The organism is Microbispora triticiradicis, from assembly GCF_005864065.1.
Classification (GTDB): Bacteria; Actinomycetota; Actinomycetes; order Streptosporangiales; family Streptosporangiaceae; genus Microbispora; species Microbispora triticiradicis.
Window position 1 is genome coordinate 327,306 of the sequence record NZ_VANP01000001.1, and the last position, 23,171, is coordinate 350,476.

Consider the following 23,171-nt stretch of genomic DNA (forward strand, 5'->3'; position numbering starts at 1 on the left):
CATGAGAAAGCTCTGGCTCGTGGCCCTCCTGTTCCTGGCGGTCGCCTGCGGAGGGGCGTCCTCCACCTCGGCCCACCCCGAGCAGCCGGAGGGCTCGCCCTCCGGCGCCGGGACGGGTCCCCAGTCGGCTCCGGCTCCGGTGGTCCCGCCGGGGGCCGGGACCGTCGCGCCCGGCGCCTCCGCGTCCCCCGTGACCCCGGCGGGGCCCACCCTGAACACGCGCGCGGTCCCGTGGGAGAGCGCCACGCCCGCGGACGGCGGCCGCTCTCTCGACGTCGTGTGGTGGTCGGGCGTGGAGCCCTGCCAGGTGCTCGACCACGTCGACGTGAAGGAGACCGCGCGCGAGGTGACGGTCACCGTGTACGAGGGGCAGGACCGGCGCTCCCCCGACGCCGTCTGCATCGCGATCGCCATCCGGAAGACCACGCAGGTGCGGCTCGAGTCCCCTCTGGGCGACCGGAAGGTGGTGGACGGCGCCAAGTAGGGCGAAGCCGGGCCGTGAGCTTCGCCCTGGATGGGGCAGGCGCGGACGTGGTGCGGAATCGCGGATGCGGGGACTAAATCCGCGCGCCTCGGGGTTGAGCCTCGTAGACTCAAGACGTTTGACAGGAACCCGGATCGGGTCCATCATTTGAGTCTGACCGACTCAACTTTGACTACAAGGACGTACTCATGGCACGTGCGGTAGGTATCGACCTGGGGACGACCAACTCCGTCGTCTCGATTCTCGAGGGCGGCGAGCCCACGGTCATCGCGAACGCGCAGGGGTCGCGGACCACGCCGTCCGTGGTCGCGTTCGCGAAGAACGGAGAGGTCCTCGTCGGCGAGGTGGCCAAGCGGCAGGCGGTGACCAACGTCGACCGCACCATCCGCTCGGTCAAGCGTGAGATGGGCACGAACTGGACCGTCGAGATCGACGGCAAGAAGTTCACGCCCCAGCAGATCAGCGCTTTCGTCCTGCAGAAGCTCAAGCAGGACGCGGAGGCGTACCTGGGCGAGAAGATCACTGACGCAGTGATCACCGTTCCCGCCTACTTCAACGACTCGCAGCGGCAGGCCACCAAGGAGGCCGGCCAGATCGCGGGCCTCAACGTGCTGCGCATCATCAACGAGCCCACCTCCGCGGCCCTGGCCTACGGCCTGGACAAGGAGAAGGACCAGACCATCCTGGTCTTCGACCTCGGCGGCGGCACCTTCGACGTGTCCCTGCTCGACGTCGGCCAGGAGGACGGGCACGGGTTCGTCGAGGTCAAGGCGACCAGCGGCGACAACCACCTCGGCGGCGACGACTGGGACCAGCGCGTCGTCGACGAACTGGTGACCCGCTTCAAGAACGCGCACGGGGTCGACCTGGCCAAGGACAAGATGGCCCTCCAGCGCCTGCGCGAGGCGGCCGAGAAGGCGAAGATCGAGCTGTCGGCGCAGACCGAGACCACGATCAACCTGCCCTACATCACCGCCTCCTCCGAGGGCCCGCTGCACCTGGAGGAGAAGCTGACCCGGGCGGAGTTCCAGCGGATCACCGCCGACCTGCTCGAACGCTGCAAGGGCCCCTTCCACCAGGTCATCAAGGACGCGGGCGTCAAGGTCTCCGACATCGCCCACGTCGTGCTGGTCGGCGGATCGACCCGCATGCCGGCCGTCTCCGAGCTGGTCAAGGAGCTGACCGGCGGCAAGGAGCCCAACAAGGGCGTGAACCCGGACGAGGTCGTCGCCATCGGCGCCGCGCTCCAGGCCGGTGTCCTCAAGGGCGAGGTCAAGGACGTCCTGCTGCTCGACGTGACCCCGCTGAGCCTCGGCATCGAGACCAAGGGCGGGATCTTCACCAAGATCATCGAGCGCAACACGACGATCCCGACCAAGCGCTCGGAGGTCTTCACCACGGCCGAGGACAACCAGCCGTCGGTGCAGATCCAGGTCTACCAGGGCGAGCGTGAGATCGCGGCCTACAACAAGAAGCTCGCCACCTTCGAGCTGACCGGCATCGCCCCGGCGCCGCGCGGCATCCCGCAGATCGAGGTCACCTTCGACATCGACGCCAACGGCATCGTGAACGTGTCGGCGAAGGACCTCGGCACGGGCAAGGAGCAGTCGATGACCATCACCGGCGGCTCGGCCCTGGGCAAGGACGACATCGAGCGGATGATGCGCGAGGCGGAGTCCTACGCAGAGGACGACCGGAAGCGCCGCGAGGACGCCGAGGTCCGCAACAACGCGGACGCGCTGGCCTACCAGACGGAGAAGTTCCTCCGCGAGAACGACGACAAGGTCCCGGCCGACGTGAAGACCGAGGTCAACGACTCCCTCGCCGAGCTGAAGAAGGCGCTGGAGGGCACCGACACGGCCGTCATCCGCGACTCCGCCGAGAAGCTCGCGACCGTCAGCCAGAAGATGGGCTCGGCGATCTACGCCCAGTCCCAGGCGGCCGGAGCCGAGGGCGCCGCGCCCGGCGCGGACGCCGGTGCGGGCGGCCAGCAGGCGAAGGCCGACGAGGACGTCGTCGAGGCCGAGATCGTCGACGACGAGCGGGAGGGCGGCACCAAGTGAGCCCGCGTGAGAACGGTTCCGGGGAGGAGCCGGTGATCCGCGACAACCGCAAGATCGACCCGGAGACCGGCAGGGCCCGCGAGGCCACCACGGCGGATGACGGCGTGGCGCAGGAGGAGTCCTCCTCCGTCGCCCAGGAGCCCGAGGCCGTGACGGCCGACGGGTCCGCCGCGGACCTGCTCGCCGAGCGCACCGCCGATCTCCAGCGCCTGCAGGCGGAGTTCAGCAACTACCGCAAGCGGGTCGAGCGCGACCGGATCACCGTCAAGGAGCAGGCCGTCGCGAGCGTGCTCACCGAGTTGCTGCCGGTGCTCGACGACATCGGGCGCGCCCGCGACCACGGCGAGCTCACCGGCGGCTTCGCGAAGGTGAGCGAGTCGCTGGAGGCGGCCGTCGGCAAGCTGGGCCTGGCCACGTACGGCACGAAGGGCGACCCCTTCGACCCGACCGTGCACGAGGCCCTGCTGCACAGCTACTCGGCGGAGGTGACGGAGCCGACGTGCGTCGAGATCCTCCAGCCGGGCTACCGGATCAACGACCGGATCCTGCGCCCGGCCCGGGTGGCCGTCGCCGAGCCGAGCGAGGAGGAGGCGCCGCGCGACGCGGCGGACGACTCCGGCGCCGCCGATGGATCCGACGAGAACTGAACAGCCCGGGGTCTCTCCCGATCGGGAAGGATCGGGAGAGACCTCAGTCACTCCCCTTTCGTGTGAAGGAAGCGATAGATGAGCACCAAGGACTACTTGGAAAAGGACTACTACGCCGTCCTTGGTGTGCCCAAGACCGCGAGCGCCGAGGAAATCAAGAAGGCGTACCGCAAGCTCGCCCGGCAGTACCACCCCGACGCGAACCCCGGCAACAAGCAGACCGAGGAGAAGTTCAAGGAGGTCTCCGCGGCCTACGACGTGCTCTCCGACGCCAAGCGGCGCAAGGAGTACGACGAGGCGCGCACGCTGTTCGGGTCCGGCGTGGGCGGGTTCACCGGCGCGGGTGGCCAGCGGCCAGGCGGCGGCAGCTTCAACTTCGACCTCGGCGACCTGTTCGGGGGCTCGGGTTCGGGCGAACGGATCGGGGACCTCTTCGGCGGGCTGTTCAACCGGGGCGGCGGCCCGCGCACGACCACCACCACCGGCCGGCCACGGCGCGGCCAGGACGTCGAGTCCGAGGTGACGCTCGCCTTCGGCGAGGCGGTCGACGGCACCACGGTGTCGCTCCGGCTCACCAGTTCGTCCGCCTGCGCGGCCTGCGGCGGCACGGGGGCGAAGGCCGGCACCACGCCGAGGGTCTGCCCGACCTGCGAGGGAACCGGGGCCGCCAGCCGCAACCTCGGCAACTTCGCCTTCTCCGAGCCGTGCCGCGACTGCCGCGGCCGGGGCCTGGTGGTCGACGACCCCTGCCCCGTCTGCGAGGGCAGCGGGCGCGGCAAGAGCACCCGCACGATCCAGGCGCGCATTCCCGCCGGGGTCGGCGACGGCCAGCGCATTAGGATCAAGGGCAAGGGCGCGCCGGGTGAGAACGGCGGCCCGGCCGGCGACCTCTACGTGCTGGTGCACGTGAAGCCGCACCCGGTGTTCGGCCGCAGCGGGGAGAACCTGACCGTCACGGTCCCCGTCACCTTCCCCGAGGCCGCGCTCGGCGCCGAGATCAAGGTGCCGACGCTCAAGGGCATGCCGGTGACCCTCCGAATCCCCGAGGGCACGCCGAACGGGCGGACCTTCCGGGTGCGCGGGCGCGGGGCCCCGCGCAAGGACGGCACCAAGGCCGATCTGCTGGTCACCGTCCAGGTGATGGTGCCGCAGAACCTGGACGACAAGGCCCGCGCGGCCCTTGAGGAGTTCAGGAACGCGACCGAGGGGCCGGACCTCCGCGAAGAGCTGATCAAGCAGGCCAGAAGCGAGTGAGCCGATGGATGCCAGGTTTTTCGACATCTCCGACGACACACCTGTCTATGTGATCTCCGTGGCCGCCCAGCTGTCCGGGCTGCATCCGCAGACGCTCCGCCAGTACGACCGGCTCGGCCTCGTCAGCCCCGGCCGTACGGCGGGGCGGGGACGGCTGTACTCCACCCGGGACATCGTGCTGCTGCGCGAGGTCCAGCGGCTCTCCCAGGAGCACGGCATCAACCTCGCCGGCATCAAGCGGATTCTCGAACTGGAGACGGAGAACCTGCGCCTGCGCGAGGAGGTCACGCGGCTGCGGGGCGAGCTCACGATGGTGCGGGCACTGGTCCGCTACGAACTGCCACCTGCCTGAACCTGCCACCTGCCTTAACGGGGAATCGAGGCATCGTCATATGGACTACAAGTTCACCCAGAAGAGCCAGGAGGCCCTGTCGGCGGCCGTGCGCCGCGCCGCGGCCGACGGCAATCCCGAGGTGGCGCCCGCCCACCTCCTGACGACCCTGCTGGCGCAGAACGGCGGCATCGCCGCCTCGCTGCTGCAGGCCGTCGGCGCTGACCCGGCGAGGCTGCGCGCCCAGGCCGAGGAACTGCTGAGCCGGCTGCCCAAGGCGCAGGGCTCCACCGTGAGCGCTCCGTCCAGCTCCCGGCAGCTGCTGACCGTGATCAACACGGCCGCGCAGCGGGCCAAGCAGCTCGAAGACGAGTACGTCTCGACCGAGCACCTGCTGGTCGGGCTGGCGACCGACGGAGGACAGGTCGCCGACCTGCTGAAGGGCGTGGGCGCCACCCCCGACGCGCTGCTGGAGGCGTTCGAGAAGGTCCGCGGGCACGCCCGGGTGACCAGCGAGACGCCGGAGGACACCTACCAGGCGCTGGAGAAGTACGGCGTCGACCTCACCGAGGCGGCGAGGGCGGGCAAGCTCGACCCGGTCATCGGCCGCGACAGCGAGATCCGCCGGGTCGTCCAGGTGCTGTCGCGCCGCACCAAGAACAACCCCGTGCTGATCGGCGAGCCCGGCGTCGGCAAGACCGCCGTGGTGGAGGGCCTCGCCCAGCGGATCGTCGCGGGCGACGTGCCCGAGAGCCTGCGCAACAAGCGTCTCGTGGCGCTCGACCTCGGCGCGATGGTCGCGGGCGCGAAGTACCGCGGCGAGTTCGAGGAGCGCCTCAAGGCCGTGCTCACCGAGATCAAGGAGAGCAACGGCCAGATCGTGACGTTCATCGACGAGCTGCACACGATGGTCGGCGCGGGCGCGGCCGAGGGCGCGATGGACGCGGGCAACATGCTCAAGCCCATGCTGGCCCGCGGCGAGCTGCGGATGATCGGCGCCACCACGCTCGACGAGTACCGCGAGCGCATCGAGAAGGACCCGGCGCTGGAGCGGCGCTTCCAGCAGGTCTACGTCGGCGAGCCGACCGTCGAGGACACGATCGCGATCCTGCGCGGGCTCAAGGGCCGCTACGAGGCCCACCACCAGGTGCAGATCTCCGACAGCGCGCTGGTCGCCGCCGCGACGCTCTCCGACCGCTACATCACCGCGCGCTACCTGCCCGACAAGGCCATCGACCTGGTGGACGAGTCGATGTCGCGGCTGCGCATGGAGATCGACTCGCGGCCGGTGGAGATCGACCAGCTCCAGCGGAGCGTTGACCGCCTGAAGATGGAGGAGCTCGCGCTCGCGAAGGAGACCGACGAGGCCAGCCGCCAGCGCCTGGAGAAGCTCCGCGAGGAGCTGGCCAACCGCCAGGAGGACCTCAACGCTCTGGTCAGCCGGTGGGAGCGGGAGAAGGCCGGCCTCAACAAGGTCGGCGAGCTGAAGAAGCAGCTCGACGAGGCGCGTGGCGCGGCCGAGCGGGCCCAGCGCGACGGCGACTTCGAGGCCGCGTCCCGGCTCATGTACGGCGACGTGCCCCGCCTGGAGAAGGAGCTCGCCGAGGCCACCAGGGCCGCCGAGTCGGCGGAGGCCGAGGCCGAGCCGATGGTGAAGGAGGAGGTCGGCCCCGACGACATCGCCGAGGTCATCTCCTCGTGGACCGGCATCCCCGCCGGGCGGCTGCTGGAGGGCGAGACCGCCAAGCTGCTGCGGATGGAGGACGAGCTCGGAAGGCGCCTCATCGGCCAGCGTGAGGCCGTGCAGGCCGTCTCCGACGCCGTACGGCGGGCCCGGGCCGGCATCGCCGACCCCGACCGGCCGACCGGCTCCTTCCTGTTCCTCGGCCCGACCGGCGTAGGCAAGACCGAACTGGCCAAGGCGCTCGCCGAGTTCCTGTTCGACGACGAGCGGGCCATGACCCGCATCGACATGAGCGAGTACGGCGAGAAGCACAGCGTCGCCCGGCTGGTCGGCGCGCCGCCCGGTTACGTCGGGTACGAGGAGGGCGGCCAGCTCACCGAGGCCGTACGGCGCAGGCCGTACACGGTGGTGCTGCTGGACGAGATCGAGAAGGCCCACCCCGAGGTCTTCGACATCCTGCTCCAGGTGCTTGACGACGGCCGCCTCACCGACGGGCAGGGTCGCACGGTCGACTTCCGCAACACCATCCTGATCCTCACCTCGAACATCGGCTCGCAGTTCCTCGTCGATCCCACGATGGAGGGCGAGACCAAGCGCGAGGCGGTGCTGAACGCGGTGCGGGCCTCGTTCAAGCCCGAGTTCCTCAACCGGCTCGACGACATCATCGTGTTCGACGCGCTGGGCACCGAGGAGCTGTCGCAGATCGTGGACCTGCAGGTCGCCCGGCTCGCCAAGAGGCTGTCCGACCGGCGGCTGAGGCTGACGGTCACCCCCGCCGCCCGGGACTGGCTCGCGCTGACCGGCTACGACCCGCTGTACGGCGCGCGCCCGCTGCGCCGCCTGATCCAGTCGGCGATCGGCGACCGGCTCGCCAAGGAACTGCTCTCGGGAGCCATCCGGGACGGCGACGAGGTAATCGTCGACTTCGACGAGGCAGGAGACACGCTGAAGATCGGGCCCGCTCGGTAAGGTCTTCTCCACCATTGCGGCAAGCGCGCCCCGCCCTTTTCCCTCGCTGCTACGTTCGGCGTTCGTCGGACTACCGTACGCGATCAGGGGGGACGTGGATGTCCAGGACATCACGAAGTATTCGAGGGCGGTGCGCGGCACTCGCGGCGGTCACCGCCGGAGTGAGCTGGCTGACCTGGGGCACGGCGATGGCGAAGGACGGCGCGTCGTCCGACGCCTGCCGTCCCCGAAACCACGACGTCACGGGCCACGACGCCACAGGCCGTGACAGCACGGACCAGGGCGTCACGCGTCACGAGATCGCGCGGCGCCAGGCCACGGACCGGAATGTGAGGGGCGTTCCGGCCACCCTGGCCCCGGCGGCGGGCGTGCTGAGCATCGCGGACGCCGCCGGATCCGCCGCCGGGCAGGGGCACCGCTCGCTTCCCGGCAGGCCCGTCCCGGATCCGGCCGGGGTGGCGGCCAAACCCGTCCTGCCGGCCCTGACCGCTCCTCGGGCGCTGCCGGGCACGTCGTCCGCCAGGGCGCTGACGGGCCTGGTGCCGAGGACCGGAAACGCACCGGCCGCCGGAGCCGCGCCGGTCCGCGTGCCCGGCACGGCCGGTACGGTCGGCGCGGTCGGCGGTCGTGCGGCGGGTGCTCCCGGCGCCGTCGGCGGCGCGACTGGTGTTCCCGGCGCCGTCGGCGGCGCGACCACCCCGGCGGCGGCCGGCGTACCGGCGAAGTCTCTCCCCGTCGGCCTGGCCACCGCTCCGTCAGCGGCGAAGCCGATCTCCGCCGGCACATCGGTCCTCCCGTCGTCGACGAAGCCGATATCCCTTGGCACGTCCGGGCTTCCGTCGGCCACGAAGCCGCTCGCCGCGGGCGCCTCGGCCCTCTCGTCGCCCGCGAGGTCGCTCACGGCACCGGCGGCGACCGTGGCGGGGTCGCGTGTGCCGGCCACCGCGCCTGTCGCGAACTCCGGCACGCTGCTTCCCGCCAGGAGCGCCGTTCCGCTCCTCGCCGTCGCGCCCGCCAGGCCCAGCGCCTCGGACGCGGCCTGCCCGCCGCAGGCACCGCAGGGACTACGCGGCGAGCCGGCCGAGCAGGAGCGGGTGCGTCCCCTCACCGAGGGGCGGCCGCGGGCGCGTCGGCACCCGAGGCCGGAGGAAGAGGCGGGCAACGCCGGCGGGCAGAGCCGCGCCGCCCACAGCACCCCAGCCCACAACACCGCCGCCCACAACCCGGTCGCCCACAACCCCGCGGGGCAGAACCCCGCCGGGCAGGGGTCCGCCGCACGCCCCGCCGAGCAGGCCGGACTGACGCCACAGAGCAGCACCGTCAGCACCAGTTCCCAGAGCGGCGCCTCCGGTCAGGAGCAGACCACCGAGACCTTCCCACGCAAGCACCCGCACCGCAGGCACCATCCCCACAAGCAGGACGGGACGCCGGAGCAGGCTGCGAACCAGGCGGGCCGGCCGGCGAGCGCGGCCCAGGAGGACACCGGGACGGCGACCGAGCGGAAGAACGGCGCCGGGCACAGGCGTCAGCGCGACGACGCCGCCGCACCGGCCCAGGCCGGTAGGCCTCAGGCCGCAGGCCAGGACAGAGCGGCGCAGGGCAAGGCAGGACAGGGCAAGGCAGCACCGGGCAGGAAGATCGCACCGGCCGTCCAGCCTGAAACGGTGGGCGGCAGACGCGTTCCGCGTCTCCAGCCGCGCGAGTACCCCCGGGCCGCCGCGCACCCGCAGGGCGGCGACATCACCACCCCTGCCGCCCTCACCAGGGCGACGGGCACGCACGGGGTGACCGACTTCGCCGCCGCGACCGGGAACAGGATCCTGCCCTGACCCGGCACACGACAAAGGGGGCCGTGATACACGGCCCCTTTCTCGTTCCCAGGACAGCAGTGCTCACCGGCGACCGACCGCGACCGGCTACGGCGCTCCGCTTCGAGAAGCCGTGACTGACACGCGGCCCCTATCTCGTCCCGGGGACACCGATGCCACGCGCGACCCGTACCGGGGTCGTTCACGGCGCTCCGCTTCGGCAGCCGTGACACCTCGTTCCCGGGATGCCGGAGCTCTCAGGGAACCACCACGGATTCGTCGCCGGGATACGGGCGGTCGGCGGCTCAGCGGGTGATGTCGAGGAGGGCGTCGAGGTCGTCCTCGGGCAGCCCGAGATCGACCCGGATGCGGTAGCGGGTGCGCAGCAGCGAGTCGCGGATGCCCGAACCGGTGGGGCCGCAGGCGCGGACGCCTTCGGTGGCCCAGTCGTGCGCCGCCTCCGCGTCGCCGTACGCGACCAGGGTCTCGGCGATGGTGAGCGCGGTGGCCGGGTTCCAGTCACCCGCCCGGATCGCCGCGATCAACGCTCTGGCCTCGTCCGGCCGGTCCAGCTCGAACAGGGTGTCGGCGATGCCGGCGCGTGGATCCACCTGCACCTCACCCCCGTCCTCGATGGCGCTCTGGTAGCGGTCCAGCGCGGCGGCCGGCTGGCCGGCCTGGCGCCACTCCTCCGCCGCGAGCATGAGGATCGCCGCCCTCGACATCTCGCCCGACTCGTACCCCTGGGCCAGCGCGTCGAGGCGACGGGCGAGGGCACCGTGGTCATCGAGCAGCAGGGCCTGTTCGAGCAGACGGTCCACCTGCTCATTTGTCACATGTGCCACAGTGCCGAGGCTACCGACCCGAGCCTCGTTTCGCAGGGCAACGCCAGGCATTGACGAAGCAACGATTAGTAGACCTTCCACTACTATGCGCTTTTCTCTGCAGATAGACGGGCATATCGCACCACGCCTGCGCATTCGAGCCCTGGCGAGGAGCGTCCAGCATGTCCAAGCGAGTGATCCTGACTCTCGCCTCCGCAACGGTGCTCGCCGCCGTGGTCCCGGGTGTCGCCGGTTACCTCACGGCGCAGTACGAGGCGCTCGGTCAGGCTCGCGCCGAACTCGCCCGGCTGCAGGCGCAGTTGCGGATGATGGAACTCACGATCGAGCCCGCGGCGCTGCGGTGCCGCGCCGGAGAGTCCGGTGGGCGATCCCCGCTTCAGGTGGACGACGACGACGCGCGCCAGCTGATGATCCCCCCGCGCACCCACACCCGCTCGTGGCAGAACACCGCGTACGTGCCGGGCAACTCGCCCGGGCTGCTGCCCTCCATCGAGGCGCCCGGCATCACCGGCCCCCGTGTCACAAGCCCCGGTGTCGCCAACCCCCGTGTCACCGGCCCCGGCGCCGTCGACCCCCGCGCGATCCACCCGGGGGCCCTCGATCCGCGCGCGATCTACCCCCGGGCCGTCGATCCGCGCGTCATGCCCGGGCCCCAGGCCCCGTCCGAGCCCGCCCGTCCAGAGGAGTGAGTCACCGCCGCCGCGACTCGGCGGCGGCGAGCTGCCGCGAGAGGTATCCGCGCACGAGTTGCTTGGCCTCGGTCACGATCACGGGGTCGCCGTGCGGGTCATGGCGGAAGGCGAGCTTGAGCACCGCGTCCCCGGCCTCCACCGCGACGAGAATGGCACGGTCCAAATCCTCGCCGTCGGCGAGCCCGAATTCCGTCAGCAGCAGCGCGCGGAGGCGTCCGGCGATCACCGTGCTGTTGTCCGCGACGGAGTCGAGCAGGTCGAGGTCGAAGACGTCGCCGAAGTGCAACGAGCGGAAACCCGGCACGCTCCGGTGCATCTCGACGTACTCGTCGATGATGGCGTCGACCGCGTCCCACCAGCCCGTGTAATCCTCGATCATGAAGCGGCGCCCGACCCGCGCGGCGAACAACTCGGCGTTGCGCCGGGCGAGTGCCTGGCTGAGCGCCCGCTTGTCGGGGAAGAACTGGTAGACCGAACCGATGGCCACCCCGGCCCGCTCGGCGACCCGGGTGGTCGTGAGGGCGTCGTACCCGCCCTCGTCGAGCAGTTCCGCGCAGGCGTCGAGCATCCGCTCCACCCTGCGGACGCTACGACGCTGCGCGGGCCGCCGCCGCAGCGGCTCTCCGGCGTGCGACGAGCGCGGCGACATGCTCTCACCACCCCTGGGACCCCGGCCTTCGACGACGGGATCACCAATCTCCGACACCACCCGGCTGGACATCCATCCATCTTGCCTGTTTCGGGGTCCGCGGTCAGGGCTTAGCGGCCACTCGCCGGAAATGCGGCAAGATTCCGGTGCCGCCGCCGTCACGAGTCCTGCGGCGCGGCCGACAGGCCGGTGCAGCCGCGCAGCGCCCGGTACGCGCCGACCGCCTGCTCCCTGGCGCCGCCGGTGACCGGAACGGGCACACCGCCGTTGATCCGGGCGGGGGTCCACTGGTCCTTGAGGACCTTCCTCCCGTTGATGGTCAGGGTCAGCACGCCGGTCGTGCCGGTCTGCGGACCCCAGTTGTAGAAGGCGAAGTTGCCCAGGCCGTACTGCACGTACGCCTGGCCGGAGTAGCCGCCGCCCAGCAGGATGTGCGCGTGGCTGCCCACCACGACGTCGGCTCCCGCCTCCACGAGCTTGTCCGCCAGGCCGCGTTGCACGGGTGTCGGGCACTTGACCAGTTCCGTGCCCCAGTGGAGGAACACGATGACGGTGTCGCTGTTCTTGCGGGCCTGCCGCACGGCGCGCAGGATGCGCGGCTCGTTCTTGGCGGAGGCGAGCCCGCCCTTGTCACCCGCGGCGGTCCAGGACTGGATGAACTGCTCGTCGAGCACCTGGGTGGCGCCGATGAGCGACACGCGGTTGCCGTTGACCGTCCTGCGGTAGGGCCGGTACGCCTCGGTCTCGTTCGCGCCGATGCCGACGACCGGGAACTTCGACGACTTGATGGCGGCCAGCGTGTCGCGCAGGCCGCTCTCCATGTAGTCCATGCCGTGGTTGTTGGCCATCGTCACGACGTCCACCCCGGCGGCCTTGAGAGCGGTGAACGCCGTCGCCGGGGCGCGGAAGGTGAACTGCTTGCCCGGCGCGGGCGTGCCGCCGGTGGTGATGGCGGTCTCGAGGTTGAGCGCGGTGAGGTTCGACCTGCGCAGCACGGCGGCGATCGGGCCGAGCGCGGTGCGCGGGTCGGCGTTCAGCCGGTTGCGCAGCACGCCCTCGAAGTGCACGTCCCCCGCGAAGGAGATCGTGTAGGGCCGCCGCTGCGGCTTGGGGGAGGACGACGCGGAGGTGGTCGTCGTCTCCTGACGCTCCTGCCGCGACGCGCCGGGAACGGACTCGCTCTCCGCCGCGCTGCAGCCGGCGACGAGGAGGGAGGACGCGAGGAGGGTGAACAGGGCCGGGGCGAGGGGAAGACGTCTCACGGCACCTGAGCATGCCATCTCCCGCCGTCTCGCGGAGGACGCGTTCCCGTTCCGCCCGCGCGTCCCGCGGGTTCCCGCCGAGACTCCGCCGCCCGGAGTACGACTCGCGTACGGCTCGCGCCCGCGCGGGACGCGGGCCGTACGCGGGCCCGTAACCGGTCAGAGAAACCGATCAGAGAAACCGGTCAGAGGTCGAACTCGCCGTCCTTGACGCCGCCGACGAACGCGTCCCATTCGGCGGGCGTGAAAACGAGCGCCGGACCATCCTGGTTCTTGCTGTCGCGTACGCCGACGTGGCCGCCCGGCAGGACGGCCACCTCCACGCAGGCGCAGTTGTTAGAGCTCCGGCTGCTCTTCCACCAGGCGGCGCCGGACAGGTCAATCGAGTTCATGAAAGGTGTTCTCTCCCCCCGGAGATTCTCACGCGCGGATTTCCGGGGCGGTCTTGGGGCTCTATCGCCAATGACGGACAGTTTTTTCCAAAAGCCTGCGGGAGTCGTCCACGTCAAGGGCCTTCGTCTCCAGGTAGTCGAATGCCACCTCGTACCGGTAGACGATTGTCTCGTCCTCGACCAGACGCCCGCCCAGGAGTGCCTCCAGGTACACGACGTCATGGAATTCGGGCAGTTTGAGGTGGCTGAACGCTCCGGTGTTGATCGGGTGGGCCGCGTCGAGCGGGAGGATCCGCAACTCGACGTTCGGCAGCTCAGACACCTCGATCAACCGCCCGAGCTGCTCCCGCATCACCTCGTTGCCGCCGAACCGGCGCAGCAGGACCGACTCCTCGACGACGGCCGAGATGGCCAGCGGATTGTCCACCCGCAGAACCGCCTGCTGGCGGGCCATCCGGACCTCGATCCGGCTGCGGACGCCGCCCGGCGCCTCCAGGGTGCTCCGCTGCCCGCTCTCCATCATGGCGCGGACGTACGCCTCGGTCTGAAACAGACCCGGCACCACCTGGGGTTCCCAGTCGCGTGCCGCTGTGGCTTCGGCCTCCAGGCCAAGGAACGTCGTGTATTCCTTGGGCAGGGAGTCGCGATAGTCCTCCCACCAGCCCTTCCGGGTCGCGTCCCGGTGCAGGGCGAGCAGCTCTTGGCGTTGGCGCGAATCTACCATGTAGATCACCAGAAGCGCCTCAACGTCGCTCTCGCGAGGCGAGGTGCGCGCCGTCTCGATTCTGCTGATCTTCGCCGCGGACCAGCCGAGCCGGGTCGCGACCTGGTCGCCGGTCATGTCGGCGCGCTCACGCAGCCGGCGCAGTTCCTGCCCCAGCCGCCGCCGCCGGACGGTGGGACTGCCGTGCTCGGGCATCCCGGCCGACCTCCTTCGTCCGGTGGGGCGGGCGCGCGGGTGCGGAGCGCCCTGTCCGAAGATACCTCGCCCGCTCATGCAAGTTGCACTGAAAATTGCACTGCATCAGCAGAAGATTGTTGCGGATTTCTTTTCGCCAACTATTGCAGCGGAATGCGACCTGGGTCACGATCGATGCGGGAAGGGTCTTCCGGACAGTGGGGGCGCCGGCGGCCGCCGGCGGAATGCTCCGGAGCCCTGTTTCCCACCCGGGGCACGCGCCCGGCCCGTTTCCAAGGCAGGGGCGCCGGCCGCCTCGGGTGCGCGTGACGACGGGAGGCATCCAGGCCAGCGGGATTTCGACACCCGGCCGTGCGAGGCCGGCGCTCGCGCCACGCGAGCAGTTTCCACTACAGGGCCGTTCCGGGCGCGGAGCGCGCTCTCCGTTCGTTGAAACCAGGACTGCGAACTCAGGGCCGCGAACTCAGGACGACGAACACAGGCCTACGAAAACAGGGCCACCAACTCAGCACGACGAGATCTCCGCTTGGCACCCATCCGGAAGGAGTCTCCCATGAATCCCCCCGGTGCCGCCTGGTTCTCATTGATAAGAAGCCGGATGACGACGGCCGACCTGGCCCTGTGCGCCGAGCAGGACAGGTGGGCCCGCGAGCTCAGGTGGACCGTCAGCCGCACCGGCTTCGGCGCCAGGCAGTATCGCGATCCCCGCTTCGACCTCGTCCAGGAACTGGAGGAGGTCGGCCGCCTCTTCCGCGCGTGACCCGGTGACGCCGTGGCGCCGTTACGGCTGTGCACGGCTGCGACCCGGGTGACGCGATGTCACCGTCGCCGCACGCCCCGGCGCGGCACACGCTCGCGGATCAGGCGGAAGACGACGGCGACCGGTTAGGCTTGCGCGGGTGACGACCGCCCTCATCCACGAACGGCTGCAGTCCCAACTCGCCTTCCACACCGAGATCGACAAGCTGAAGCGCGTCATCCGCCGGAACTCTCTCATCGACGGATCGCGCCGGGAGAACGACGCCGAGCACTCCTGGCATCTGGGCGTGATGGCGATGACCCTGGCCGAGCACGCGCCTCCCGGCACCGACATGGCCAGGGTGGTGGCCATGCTGCTCGTGCACGACATCGTGGAGATCGACGCCGGCGACACCTTCATCTACGACGCCGTCGCGGTGGAGGGACAGGCCGCCCTCGAACGCGCGGCGGCCGACCGGATCTTCGGGCTGCTGCCGGAGGACCAGGGAGCGCGCCTGCGGTCCCTGTGGGACGAGTTCGAGGAGCGGCGCACGCCGGAGGCGAGGTTCGCCAGGGCGCTCGACCGGCTCGCGCCGATCATCGCGAACCACCACAACGAGGGCGGCACCTGGTCGCTGTACAAGGTGACCGCCCGTCAGGTGATGGAGAAGGTGCGGCTCATCGAGGAAGGCTCGGCCACGCTCGGCGAGTACGCCGCCGGGCTCGTCGCCGCCTCCGTCGCCCGGGGCCACCTCGCACCCTGACCCCCTCGCGCCCTGACCCTCTCGCCGCGGACTCGGGCTCGCACGCCTGAAACCCGCGTATACCGTCTCATTCCTGTCCATGTTCACACCTGTGACGCGCGGGTACGTGATCCGGTGTTAGGGGGCGAGACATGGAAGAGACGACGAGGTCGCGGCGTACGGGCCGGATGGCGCGGAGAGTCCCCGCCGCCGAGGTCTTCGACGGGCTTGAGCGGGCCACCGTGCTCGACCGGCCGATCGCTGTCATCTCCAAACAGGTGCGCCGCAAGCTCGGCCCAGGCAAGACCCGGGACTTCCTGCACGGCGTGCCCATCGGACATCCGCTGCACCCGGCGCTCGCGATGGTCAGCTTCGGCTGCTGGCTGTCGGCCGGGGTGGTCGACATGACGAAGAGCGGGTCGCGGGCGGCGCGCACGCTGATCCTGGCGGGGCTGGGCAGCGCCGTCCCCACGGTGGCGGCCGGCCTCACCGACTGGTCCACGCTCCACCGTGAGCAGCAGCGGGTGGGCCTGGTGCACGCGATGACCAACGCGGCCGCGGCGGTCTGCTACACCGGCTCCCTGCTGTTACGGATGCGGGGACGTGAGCGGGCCGGCCGGACGCTGGCGTACGCCGGGCTCGCGGCGGCCTCCGCGGGCGGTTACCTCGGCGGGCACATGTCCTACCGGCAGGCGGCCGGGGCCAACCACGCGGAGTCGGTCGGCCATCTCGTGCCGCTGGGCTGGCACGACCTGTGCGCCCTGAAGGAGCTGCCGAACGGGCGGCCGGTGCGGCGGCGGCTGGGCTACATCGACCTGTTCGTCATCCGTCTCGGCGACGACGTGAGCGTGCTCGCGGACAACTGCTCCCACCTCGGCGGCCCCCTTCACCAGGGGCGCGTCGCGATGGAGAACGGCGAGCCCTGCATCGTCTGTCCCTGGCACGGCAGCGCCTTCCGCATCTCCGACGGCAGGGTCACGCACGGCCCCGCGACGTCGCGGCAGCCGGCCTTCCAGACCCGGCTGCGGCAGGACGGCGTGGTGCAGGTCCGTCCCGCCGAATGACCGTCCCGCCGGTGACCGCGCCGGTCGCCGCTGGGCCGCGGCCACCGGCGTCGCTCACTCGGTGTCGGGGCCGCGGTCGTCGGCGGGATGCTCGACCAGCGCGAGCACCCGGTTGGACATGAACCTCGCGGTGCGGACGGGCGTGCCCGACCGCGTCACCTCGGTGACCTCCACGACTCCCCGGCCCGTGGTGACCTCGATCCGGCGTCCCGCCCTGGTCGCGATCATCTCGTACGTGCGCGGGGTGCCTCCGGCATCGATCACGATCTCCACCCGGTCGCCCTTCACGAGGGCATACATACCCTTTCAGAACACCAGCTTCACTATCGCCACGATTCCGACGACAACAATGAAGCCCCGAAGCAAGGGCGCGGGCAGCCGGCGCCCGAGGCGGGCGCCGAGGAAGCCGCCCGCCGCCGACCCCAGCGCCACCGTCAGCGCGGCGGCCCAGTCCACCGGCGCGATGAACGCGAACAACACCGCCGCCGTGGCGTTGACCAGCAGCGACAGCAGGTTCTTGGCCGCGTTGACCCGCTGCAGGTCCTCGTCGAGGAAGCTGCCGAGCAGGCCGATCAGGACGATTCCCTGGGCCGCGCCGAAGTAGCCGCCGTACACGCCGGCGCCGAGGACGCCCAGCCAGAGCCACGGCCCGCCGTGCGGGTGCGGCCGGCGCCGCGCGGCCAGCCACTCGTTGATCCTGGGCTGGAACACCACCATGAGGCAGGCCACGCCGATGAGCACCGGGACGATGACCCGGAAGGCCTCCGCGGGCAGGCGCAGGAGCAGCAGTCCGCCGCCGAGCGAGCCGAGCACCGACGCGACGCCCAGCCGGACCAGGCGCTCGCGCTGACCCCTGAGCTCCGCGCGGTAGCCGAGCACCCCGGTCACCCCGCCGGGGACGAGTCCGACGTTGTTCGACACGTTGGCGACGATCGGCGGGAACCCGACGGCCAGCATCGTCGGGAACGTGATCAGCGACCCCGATCCCACGACCGCGTTGATGGCCCCGGCCCCCACACCGGCCGCGAAGACCGCGACCGCCTCCCACGGCGTCACTCGCACCTGCTCCCTCGTACGGCTGTCGCCTCAGGGTAGGCGTCGGCCCCGCGCGGGCGGCCGGAGGGGGACCTGACCGGCCGTGCCCCGGAGGGTCAGAGGGGCCGGGCGTACCAGCGGCCGGTCTGGCCCCGGTCGAGGTGCAGCGGGACGCCGAAGGTGGCCGACAGGTTCTCCGCGGTCATCGCCGCCTCGATCGGCCCCTGGTCGACGACCGCGCCGCCGCGCAGCAGCAGCACGTGCGTGAACCCGGCCGGGATCTCCTCGACGTGGTGGGTGACCAGGACCATCGTGGGCGAGGCCGGGTCCTGGGCCAGCGCGCCGAGGCGGCGTACCAGGTCCTCGCGGCCGGCCACGTCGAGCCCGGCGGCGGGCTCGTCGAGCAGGAGCAGCTCGGGGTCCGGCATGAGCGCGCGGGCGATCTGCACGCGCTTGCGCTCGCCCTCCGACAGCGTCGAGAAGCGCCGCCGGATCAGGTGCGCGCAGCCGAGCTGGTCGATCAGCTCGACGGCGCGGGTGACGTCGTTGGAGTCGTACTCCTCGTTCCAGCGGCCGAGGATGGCGTACGACGCGGTGAGCACGAGATCGATGACCTTCTCGTCCGGCGGGATGCGCTCCGAGAGCGCCGCGCTGGCCAGCCCGATGCGGGGCCGCAGGTCGAACACGTCCGTCTGGCCGAGCCGCTCGCCGAGGATCTCCACCGACCCCTCGGTCGGGAACAGCAGCGAGGCGGCCACCTGGAGCAACGTCGTCTTGCCCGCGCCGTTGGGTCCGATGACCACCCAGCGCTCGTCTTCGCGGACGCTCCAGTCGATGCCGCGCAGCAGGGCGGCGCCGTCCCTGCGGACGGCCACGTCCTGAAGCTGAAGCACCTGACCGCCCATCGTGGTCCCCCTCCTGTGGTTCTCTGGGATAAAACTATGGCAGTCCGACCACATATCGTGGATCGGGTGCACACCGATTCACCGATCTCGGCCACGCTCGTCGCCTGGGGCAACGCCTGGCTCCTGGGACACGTGAGTCTGAAGACCGCCCTCGACCGCGTCGAGCGCGAGGCCGGGCCCCAGGTGGTGGCGGCGGAGGGGATCGAGACCCCCCTACTGGCCTTCCTTCTGGACCGCAGGATCGAGGGGCTGAACGCGTTCCGCCTCGCCCTGCCGGTCTCCGGCGACCCGCTCGGGCTCACCGGTCCTCCCTCGTTCAACGGCGTCGCCATCGACGCCGGTCAGGCCGCCGTGGCCGTGCTGCCCGGCAGGTGTCTCGGCCTCGTGCCGTCCGCCGACCTGCGCGGCTCGTCGTACCGCGGCGTCCGCTGGGCCACGGCCGAGGCGTCGGCGGCGCCCCCCGACGTGCCCTCGCTGGCGGAGGCGGAGCAGTCCCTGCGCACCGCCATGGTCGCCGCCACCGAGGCGCTGCTCGGCGTGGGCGGCCCGGCGCAGGGCTTCCCCGCGGCGGACGCGCTCGACCGCGCCGGCGAGTCCCTCGCCCCCGGCTACCCGGGCAGGGCGCACCGGGTCGGCGCGCTCGCCGCCCGGCTCGCCGTCGCGCTCCGCCTGGCCGACGAGCGAGGGCTCACCTCCGGGCAGGTCGCCGTGCGCGGCGCCGCCCTGCGCGACCTCGACCGGGCCGTACGGCGGGCCAGGGTCGCCGCGCACAACGCGATCGTCGAATCCCAGGTCTGACGGCCGGCCCCGGCGCTCAGGACAGGCCGTGCCGTACGGCGTAGAGGGCGGCCTGGGTGCGGTCCTGCACGCCGAGCTTCATGAGCACGTTGGAGACGTGGGTCTTCACCGTCTTCTCCGCCACCACCAGCGCACGGGCGATCTCCCGGTTCGACCGTCCCGCCGCGATGTGCCGCAGCACCTCGCGTTCCCGGTCGGTCAGCGCGGCGGCGTGCTCGGGCCGCTCACGCTCCGCCGGGCCCGACAACATCGCCTCCGCCGCCTCCGGCGCGAGCAGGACCTGCCCGCTGTGCACGGCGTGGATCGCCCGCACGAGCGCGGCCGGGTCCACGTCCTTGTAGAGGAAGCCCGCCGCGCCCGCCCGCATCGCGGGGGCGACGTCGCCGCGGTCGCTCACCGAGGTGAGGACGATCACCCTTACGTCCCGCCCGCTCAGCTCCGCCAGCGCGCCGAGGCCGTCGAGCACCGGCATCCTCAGGTCGAGCAGCAGCACGTCGGGGCCGAGCGACTCGGTCAGCGCGACGGCCTCGGCGCCGTCGGCCGCCTCGCCCACGACGCCGATGTCCTCCTGGATCTCCAGGAACGTGCGCAGGCCCTGCCGTACGACGGGATGGTCGTCGGCGATGAGCACGCGGATCACGCGGGCACCTCCAGTCGTACGGTCGTGCCGCGGCCGGGCGTCGAGGAGACCGACAGCCTGCCGCCGACGGCCTGGGCCCGGTCGCCCATCGAGGGCAGCCCGAGGCCGCGCACCGCCGTCCCGTTCATGTCGTCGCTGTCGAATCCCGCGCCGTCGTCGGTCACCTCCAGCGCCAGGGTGGTCGCGGCGCGCGTCAGGCGGACGCCGATGCGGCCGGCCCCGGCGTGCCGTACGGCGTTGTGCAGCGCCTCCTGGGCGACCCGGAGCACGGCGACCTCGACCTCGGGCGGCAGGTCGCCGGGCGGCTCGCCCTCGGCCGCGAACACGACGGTCGCGGGATGCAGGCGGTCGAGCAGGGCCACCTGCTCGCGCAGGCTCTCCACGAGGCCGTACCGGTCCAGCTCGGGCGGGCGCAGTTCCACGATCACGGCGCGCAGCTCGGTCAGGGCCTCACCCGCCATCCGCTCGACCCGCTCGATCGCCTCGGCCGCCCGCTCGGGCTCGGTGCGGGCCAGCGCCGCGGCGGCCCGCGCGGTCAGCCGCAGCGAGAACAGCTTCTGGCTGACGGCGTCGTGCAGCTCGCGGGCCATCCGCGTACGCTCCTCGATCACCGTGAGCTCGCGCCCGCGCTCGTACAGGCGGGCGTTGGTGAGCGCGATGGCGGCGTGCGCCGCGAACAGCGTCAGCAGGTCCTCGTCGGCCTCGTCGAACCCGCCGGGCGTCCGCTTGTTCGACAGGAAGATGATCCCGAGCACGGTGTCGCCGTCCGTGATCGGCACGCCGAGGAAGTCCGTGAGCACGGGATGGGCCTTCGGCCACCACCCGTACCGGGGATCCTCGCGGATGTCGGGCAGCCGGACCGGCCGTCCCTCGCGCAGCAGCGCGCCCAGCATGCCGTGCTGGCGCGGGGTGGGGCCGATGGCCTTCCACTGCTCGTCGGAGATGCCCTCGGCCACGAACTCGGCGAACGCGCCGTCGTCGTCGGGCACGCCGAGCGCTGCGTACCGCGCGTCCAGCAGCCGGCGCGCGGACCGCACGATGACCTGGAGGACCTCGCGGACCGACAGATGACGGGTCACCGCGAGCACGGCCGAACTGACCGCCTGCAGCACGGCGTCCCGATCCCGGTCGGCCGGGTCGTGGGCGGCCGGGTCGTGGGCGTCGGGGTCTGGGGCAGCGCGGTCCAGGGCGGCTCGCTCGCGGGCGCACCCGTCCGGGCCCGGCCGGGGCGGCTCGGGCGGGGGGACGGTGTCGGCGGGCTCGGGCACCCGTCCAGCGTAGGTCGCCCGGCGCCCGGCACGCGTCGGCCGGTGGGCCTAGGGCCAACTGCCGAACCCATGCCGGACCGTGGTCCGATGCCCGCCTGACGTGCCGTTTCCTAGCGTGAGGCGCATGAGACAGGCACTCATCACCGGAGCGTCGCGAGGGCTGGGACTGGCCCTCGCCAGAGCGCTCGCCGACGACGGCTGGTCGCTCCTCCTCACCGCGCGGGGCGAGGAGGACCTGATGTCCGCGGCCTTCGACCTCGGCGCCCAGGCCATTCCCGGAGACGTCGCCGATCCCGCGCACGTGGCCCGGCTCGCCGAGGCCGTCCCCGAACTGGACCTGCTCGTCAACAACGCGAGCGGGCTCGGCCCGGCCCCGCTGCCCAGGCTCGCCGACTATCCGCTAGACGCGTTGCGGGCCCTGTTCGAGACGAACGTGGTCGGGCCGCTGGCGCTGGTCCAGGCCACGCTGCCCGCGCTGCGCAAGCGGCGGGGCGCGATCGTGAACATCTCCTCCGACGCCGCCGTGGAGGCGTACGAGGGCTGGGGCGGGTACGGCGCGACCAAGGCCGCCCTCGACCAGGTCTCGAACGTCCTCGCCGCCGAGGAGCCCGACGTCGCCGTGTGGTGGGTGGACCCGGGCGAGATGCGGACCCGCATGCTGGCGGACGCGGTCGGTGAGGAGGAGGCCGACGGGGCACCGCCTCCCGAGAACGTGGCGCCGGCGCTGCTGCGCCTCGTCGCCGCCCGTCCCGCGCCGGGGCGCTTCACCCGCGGAGACCTGCGATGACCGGCGCCGGCGGCCGGACGGCGGCGGAGACCGAGGGCCGCCCGGATACGCCATTGGGCGGGGGTGGGCTGGCGGATGCGGCACCGTCTTCGGACGGGCCGGCGGATGCGATCGGGGAGCCCGCCAGGCCGCACGCGTCGGGCGACTCGCTGACGTTCGCGCTCGCGGCGCCGCTGGAGGCCCGTGAGCCGCCGGAGGCGCGCGGGCTGCGCCGCGACGAGGTCAGGCTGCTGGTCTCCCGCCGCGACACCGGCGAGGTCACCCATCACGTCTTCGCCGACCTGCCGTCGCTGCTGGCCCCCGGCGACCTGCTCGTGGTGAACGACTCCGCCACCCTGCCCGCGGCCGTACGGCTCGACCGCCTGGCCGTGCACTTCTCCGGGCGGCTCGCGTCCGGCGACTGGCTGGTGGAGTTGCGCCGCCGAACGGCCACGGCGACGGAGCCCTACCTCGGCGGCGCGCCGGGAGAGTGGCTGCCGCTGCCGGGAGGGGCCACGCTGCGCCTGGTCGAGCGGGAGACGGCGCGGCTGTGGCGGGCCCGACTGGACCGCGACGTGCTCTCCTACCTCGCCGCGCACGGCGCGCCGATCCGGTACGGCTACGTGCGGCGCGACTGGCCCCTCGCGGACTACCAGACGGTCTTCGGGGTCGAGCCCGGCAGCGCGGAGATGCCGAGCGCGGGCCGCCCGTTCACGCCGGAACTCGTGACCGCGCTGGTCAGCCGGGGCATCGGCATCGCTCCGATCACGCTGCACACCGGCGTCGCGTCTCCGGAGAAGGACGAGCCGCCCTATCCGGAGTGGTTCTCGGTCTCCGCGCGTACGGCCCGGCTGGCGAACCTCACCCGCGCGCACGGGGGCCGGGTGATCGCCGTCGGCACGACGGTCGTACGCGCTCTGGAGACGGCGGCGGTGCGGCCTCCGGTCGCCGAACCGCACCGGGGGGAGGCGGGGCCGGACGGTGGCGGGGTGCGGGCGCTCTCGGGGTGGACCTCCCATGTCGTCACCCCGGCGGGAGGCGTCCGCGCCGTGGACGGGCTGATCACCGGCCTGCACGAGCCGCGGTCGAGCCACCTGATGATGCTGTCGGCGATCACCGGGACCGGGGTGCTGGCCGACGCGTACGACGAGGCGTTGCGTGAGGGCTACCTCTGGCACGAGTTCGGCGACAGCCATCTCATTCTGTGATATGTGA

The 23,171-nt window shown here is 71.9% G+C and carries 24 protein-coding genes; 14 read left to right on the forward strand and 10 right to left on the reverse strand.

Features of this window, described 5'->3' with window-relative positions:
- Position 1 precedes the first annotated feature (1 nt).
- The 7 genes from FED44_RS01630 to FED44_RS01660 all read left to right on the forward strand — a co-directional run bounded on the left by FED44_RS01630 (position 2) and on the right by FED44_RS01660 (position 9,261).
- A complete protein-coding gene (locus FED44_RS01630; RefSeq protein ID WP_117409140.1) occupies positions 2–484 on the forward strand; it encodes a hypothetical protein in 483 nt (160 codons plus the stop codon).
- A gap of 188 nt (positions 485–672) precedes the next feature.
- A complete protein-coding gene (dnaK, locus tag FED44_RS01635; RefSeq protein ID WP_117409139.1) occupies positions 673–2,547 on the forward strand; it encodes a molecular chaperone DnaK in 1,875 nt (624 codons plus the stop codon).
- A complete protein-coding gene (gene grpE, locus FED44_RS01640) occupies positions 2,544–3,194 on the forward strand; it encodes a nucleotide exchange factor GrpE (RefSeq protein WP_138459509.1) in 651 nt (216 codons plus the stop codon). Before dnaK ends, grpE begins: the two co-directional genes overlap by 4 nt.
- Before the next feature lie 78 nt (positions 3,195–3,272).
- The gene (gene dnaJ, locus FED44_RS01645) at positions 3,273–4,448 is read left to right on the forward strand and encodes a molecular chaperone DnaJ (protein ID WP_117409137.1); all 1,176 of its coding nucleotides are present in this window, start codon (positions 3,273–3,275) and stop codon (positions 4,446–4,448) included.
- Positions 4,449–4,452: 4 nt separating this feature from the next.
- Entirely contained in the window at positions 4,453–4,800 is a 348-nt protein-coding gene (locus FED44_RS01650; RefSeq protein WP_117409136.1) for a heat shock protein transcriptional repressor HspR, read from the forward strand.
- Between the two features lie 40 nt (positions 4,801–4,840).
- Positions 4,841–7,432, forward strand: a complete 2,592-nt coding sequence (clpB, locus tag FED44_RS01655) for an ATP-dependent chaperone ClpB (protein WP_138459510.1) — start codon at positions 4,841–4,843, stop codon at positions 7,430–7,432.
- Positions 7,433–7,530: 98 nt separating this feature from the next.
- Complete coding sequence (locus FED44_RS01660) at positions 7,531–9,261, forward strand: hypothetical protein (protein ID WP_138459511.1); 1,731 nt, start codon at positions 7,531–7,533, stop codon at positions 9,259–9,261.
- Positions 9,262–9,545: 284 nt separating this feature from the next.
- Here the strand turns inward: FED44_RS01660 and FED44_RS01665 are convergent, their stop codons facing one another.
- A complete protein-coding gene (locus FED44_RS01665; protein WP_316246840.1) occupies positions 9,546–10,085 on the reverse strand; it encodes a tetratricopeptide repeat protein in 540 nt (179 codons plus the stop codon).
- A gap of 161 nt (positions 10,086–10,246) precedes the next feature.
- On the opposite strand from FED44_RS01665, the gene FED44_RS01670 reads away from it, so the two are divergent.
- Positions 10,247–10,774, forward strand: coding sequence for a hypothetical protein (locus FED44_RS01670; protein ID WP_138459512.1), 528 nt, complete (start codon positions 10,247–10,249; stop codon positions 10,772–10,774).
- Between the two features lies 1 nt (position 10,775).
- Here the strand turns inward: FED44_RS01670 and FED44_RS01675 are convergent, their stop codons facing one another.
- The 4 genes from FED44_RS01675 to FED44_RS01690 all read right to left on the reverse strand — a co-directional run bounded on the left by FED44_RS01675 (position 10,776) and on the right by FED44_RS01690 (position 13,999).
- Complete coding sequence (locus tag FED44_RS01675) at positions 10,776–11,426, reverse strand: TetR/AcrR family transcriptional regulator (protein ID WP_117409131.1); 651 nt, start codon at positions 11,424–11,426, stop codon at positions 10,776–10,778.
- Between the two features lie 158 nt (positions 11,427–11,584).
- Positions 11,585–12,706: a CapA family protein gene (locus FED44_RS01680; RefSeq protein ID WP_117409130.1), complete on the reverse strand. Its 1,122-nt coding sequence runs from the start codon at positions 12,704–12,706 to the stop codon at positions 11,585–11,587.
- 167 nt (positions 12,707–12,873) lie between these two features.
- Entirely contained in the window at positions 12,874–13,080 is a 207-nt protein-coding gene (locus tag FED44_RS01685; protein WP_117409129.1) for a DUF397 domain-containing protein, read from the reverse strand.
- Between the two features lie 61 nt (positions 13,081–13,141).
- Positions 13,142–13,999 (reverse strand): helix-turn-helix domain-containing protein, encoded by an 858-nt coding sequence (locus FED44_RS01690; RefSeq protein WP_117409128.1) that lies wholly within the window; start codon positions 13,997–13,999, stop codon positions 13,142–13,144.
- A 598-nt stretch (positions 14,000–14,597) separates the two neighbouring features.
- On the opposite strand from FED44_RS01690, the gene FED44_RS35550 reads away from it, so the two are divergent.
- The 3 genes from FED44_RS35550 to FED44_RS01700 all read left to right on the forward strand — a co-directional run bounded on the left by FED44_RS35550 (position 14,598) and on the right by FED44_RS01700 (position 16,544).
- On the forward strand, positions 14,598–14,759 hold the full coding sequence (locus tag FED44_RS35550) for a hypothetical protein (RefSeq protein WP_165900842.1): 162 nt from the start codon (positions 14,598–14,600) through the stop codon (positions 14,757–14,759).
- Between the two features lie 139 nt (positions 14,760–14,898).
- Positions 14,899–15,501: an HD domain-containing protein gene (locus tag FED44_RS01695; RefSeq protein WP_117409127.1), complete on the forward strand. Its 603-nt coding sequence runs from the start codon at positions 14,899–14,901 to the stop codon at positions 15,499–15,501.
- Positions 15,502–15,632: 131 nt separating this feature from the next.
- The gene (locus FED44_RS01700; protein ID WP_117409126.1) at positions 15,633–16,544 is read left to right on the forward strand and encodes a Rieske (2Fe-2S) protein; all 912 of its coding nucleotides are present in this window, start codon (positions 15,633–15,635) and stop codon (positions 16,542–16,544) included.
- A gap of 54 nt (positions 16,545–16,598) precedes the next feature.
- Here FED44_RS01700 and FED44_RS01705 read toward each other — a convergent pair whose 3' ends face one another.
- The 3 genes from FED44_RS01705 to FED44_RS01715 form a co-directional block, all read right to left on the reverse strand.
- Positions 16,599–16,844 carry a hypothetical protein gene (locus FED44_RS01705; protein ID WP_222867861.1) on the reverse strand — a complete coding sequence of 82 codons (246 nt, stop codon included), beginning with the start codon at positions 16,842–16,844 and terminating at the stop codon, positions 16,599–16,601.
- 6 nt (positions 16,845–16,850) lie between these two features.
- Positions 16,851–17,600 carry a sulfite exporter TauE/SafE family protein gene (locus tag FED44_RS01710; protein WP_117409125.1) on the reverse strand — a complete coding sequence of 250 codons (750 nt, stop codon included), beginning with the start codon at positions 17,598–17,600 and terminating at the stop codon, positions 16,851–16,853.
- Positions 17,601–17,695: 95 nt separating this feature from the next.
- A complete protein-coding gene (locus tag FED44_RS01715; protein WP_117409124.1) occupies positions 17,696–18,484 on the reverse strand; it encodes an ABC transporter ATP-binding protein in 789 nt (262 codons plus the stop codon).
- 66 nt (positions 18,485–18,550) lie between these two features.
- Here FED44_RS01715 and FED44_RS01720 point away from each other — a divergent pair, with 66 nt between their 5' ends.
- Positions 18,551–19,282 (forward strand): hypothetical protein, encoded by a 732-nt coding sequence (locus FED44_RS01720; RefSeq protein ID WP_244301655.1) that lies wholly within the window; start codon positions 18,551–18,553, stop codon positions 19,280–19,282.
- A 16-nt stretch (positions 19,283–19,298) separates the two neighbouring features.
- Here FED44_RS01720 and FED44_RS01725 read toward each other — a convergent pair whose 3' ends face one another.
- Together FED44_RS01725 and FED44_RS01730 are read right to left on the reverse strand one after the other, a co-directional pair.
- A complete protein-coding gene (locus FED44_RS01725; RefSeq protein ID WP_138459514.1) occupies positions 19,299–19,922 on the reverse strand; it encodes a response regulator in 624 nt (207 codons plus the stop codon).
- Positions 19,919–21,190, reverse strand: a complete 1,272-nt coding sequence (locus tag FED44_RS01730) for a GAF domain-containing sensor histidine kinase (protein ID WP_244301656.1) — start codon at positions 21,188–21,190, stop codon at positions 19,919–19,921. Before FED44_RS01730 ends, FED44_RS01725 begins: the two co-directional genes overlap by 4 nt.
- Positions 21,191–21,314: 124 nt before the next feature.
- Between FED44_RS01730 and FED44_RS01735 the strand changes: the two genes are divergently transcribed.
- The gene (locus FED44_RS01735; RefSeq protein ID WP_117409121.1) at positions 21,315–21,977 is read left to right on the forward strand and encodes an SDR family NAD(P)-dependent oxidoreductase; all 663 of its coding nucleotides are present in this window, start codon (positions 21,315–21,317) and stop codon (positions 21,975–21,977) included.
- On the forward strand, positions 21,974–23,164 hold the full coding sequence (locus FED44_RS01740) for an S-adenosylmethionine:tRNA ribosyltransferase-isomerase (RefSeq protein WP_138459515.1): 1,191 nt from the start codon (positions 21,974–21,976) through the stop codon (positions 23,162–23,164). Before FED44_RS01735 ends, FED44_RS01740 begins: the two co-directional genes overlap by 4 nt.
- The last annotated feature ends 7 nt before the right edge of the window (positions 23,165–23,171 follow it).

Excerpts from the sequence above, each read along its gene's own strand:
- FED44_RS01685 (WP_117409129.1), bottom strand. The coding sequence starts at position 13,080 with ATGAACTCGATTGACCTGTCCGGCGCCGCCTGGTGGAAGAGCAGCCGG.
- dnaJ (WP_117409137.1), top strand. The coding sequence starts at position 3,273 with ATGAGCACCAAGGACTACTTGGAAAAGGACTACTACGCCGTCCTTGGT.
- FED44_RS01705 (WP_222867861.1), bottom strand. The coding sequence starts at position 16,844 with ATGTATGCCCTCGTGAAGGGCGACCGGGTGGAGATCGTGATCGATGCC.
- FED44_RS35550 (WP_165900842.1), top strand. The coding sequence starts at position 14,598 with ATGACGACGGCCGACCTGGCCCTGTGCGCCGAGCAGGACAGGTGGGCC.
- dnaK (WP_117409139.1), top strand. The coding sequence starts at position 673 with ATGGCACGTGCGGTAGGTATCGACCTGGGGACGACCAACTCCGTCGTC.
- clpB (WP_138459510.1), top strand. The coding sequence starts at position 4,841 with ATGGACTACAAGTTCACCCAGAAGAGCCAGGAGGCCCTGTCGGCGGCC.
- FED44_RS01680 (WP_117409130.1), bottom strand. The coding sequence starts at position 12,706 with ATGGCATGCTCAGGTGCCGTGAGACGTCTTCCCCTCGCCCCGGCCCTG.
- FED44_RS01735 (WP_117409121.1), top strand. The coding sequence starts at position 21,315 with ATGAGACAGGCACTCATCACCGGAGCGTCGCGAGGGCTGGGACTGGCC.
- FED44_RS01650 (WP_117409136.1), top strand. The coding sequence starts at position 4,453 with ATGGATGCCAGGTTTTTCGACATCTCCGACGACACACCTGTCTATGTG.
- FED44_RS01740 (WP_138459515.1), top strand. The coding sequence starts at position 21,974 with ATGACCGGCGCCGGCGGCCGGACGGCGGCGGAGACCGAGGGCCGCCCG.
- FED44_RS01660 (WP_138459511.1), top strand. The coding sequence starts at position 7,531 with ATGTCCAGGACATCACGAAGTATTCGAGGGCGGTGCGCGGCACTCGCG.
- FED44_RS01700 (WP_117409126.1), top strand. The coding sequence starts at position 15,633 with ATGGAAGAGACGACGAGGTCGCGGCGTACGGGCCGGATGGCGCGGAGA.
- FED44_RS01675 (WP_117409131.1), bottom strand. The coding sequence starts at position 11,426 with ATGTCGCCGCGCTCGTCGCACGCCGGAGAGCCGCTGCGGCGGCGGCCC.
- FED44_RS01630 (WP_117409140.1), top strand. The coding sequence starts at position 2 with ATGAGAAAGCTCTGGCTCGTGGCCCTCCTGTTCCTGGCGGTCGCCTGC.
- FED44_RS01715 (WP_117409124.1), bottom strand. The coding sequence starts at position 18,484 with ATGGGCGGTCAGGTGCTTCAGCTTCAGGACGTGGCCGTCCGCAGGGAC.
- FED44_RS01670 (WP_138459512.1), top strand. The coding sequence starts at position 10,247 with ATGTCCAAGCGAGTGATCCTGACTCTCGCCTCCGCAACGGTGCTCGCC.
- FED44_RS01690 (WP_117409128.1), bottom strand. The coding sequence starts at position 13,999 with ATGCCCGAGCACGGCAGTCCCACCGTCCGGCGGCGGCGGCTGGGGCAG.